Origin of the sequence: Vreelandella jeotgali Hwa, assembly GCF_000334215.1 — a bacterium.
In the GTDB taxonomy this organism is placed as follows: domain Bacteria; phylum Pseudomonadota; class Gammaproteobacteria; order Pseudomonadales; family Halomonadaceae; genus Vreelandella; species Vreelandella jeotgali.
In genome coordinates, this window is sequence record NZ_AMQY01000024.1 from 1 (window position 1) to 973 (window position 973).

Below are 973 nucleotides of genomic sequence, written 5' to 3' on the forward strand. Positions count from 1 at the left end.
CAATTCATTGTGGACACTTGCCGGGCGGATGACGCATCGGTTAAGGAGGTGATCCAGCCGCAGGTTCCCCTACGGCTACCTTGTTACGACTTCACCCCAGTCATGAACCACACCGTGGTGATCGCCTTCCGCAGTTGGGCTAACCACTTCTGGTGCAGTCCACTTCCATGGTGTGACGGGCGGTGTGTACAAGGCCCGGGAACGTATTCACCGTGCCATTCTGATGCACGATTACTAGCGATTCCGACTTCATGGAGTCGAGTTGCAGACTCCAATCCGGACTGAGACCGGCTTTCCGGGATTCGCTCACCCTCGCGAGCTCGCCACCCTTTGTACCGGCCATTGTAGCACGTGTGTCGCCCTACCCGTGAGGGCCATGATGACTTGACGTCGTCCCCACCTTCCTCCGGTTTGTCACCGGCAGTCTCCCTGGAGTTCCCACCATTACGTGCTGGCAAAGAGGGACAAGGGTTGCGCTCGTTACGGGACTTAACCCAACATTTCACAACACGAGCTGACGACAGCCATGCAGCACCTGTCTCTGCGCTCCCGAAGGCACCCCGGAATCTCTTCCGGGTTCGCAGGATGTCAAGGGTAGGTAAGGTTCTTCGCGTTGCATCGAATTAAACCACATGCTCCACCGCTTGTGCGGGCCCCCGTCAATTCATTTGAGTTTTAACCTTGCGGCCGTACTCCCCAGGCGGTCGACTTATCGCGTTAACTTCGCCACAAGGGTCTCTAGGACCCCAACGGCTGGTCGACATCGTTTACGGCATGGACTACCAGGGTATCTAATCCTGTTTGCTACCCATGCTTTCGCGCCTCAGCGTCAGTGTCAGTCCAGAAGGCCGCCTTCGCCACTGGTATTCCTCCCGATCTCTACGCATTTCACCGCTACACCGGGAATTCTACCTTCCTCTCCTGCACTCCAGCGCGACAGTTCCGGATGCGGTTCCCGGGTTGAGCCCGGGGC

The 973-nt window shown here is 57.7% G+C and carries 1 rRNA gene; it reads right to left on the reverse strand.

The features are described 5' to 3' along the window. Positions 1 to 41: 41 nt before the first annotated feature. Positions 42 to 973 (reverse strand): 16S ribosomal RNA (locus C793_RS0112495); the annotation flags it as partial.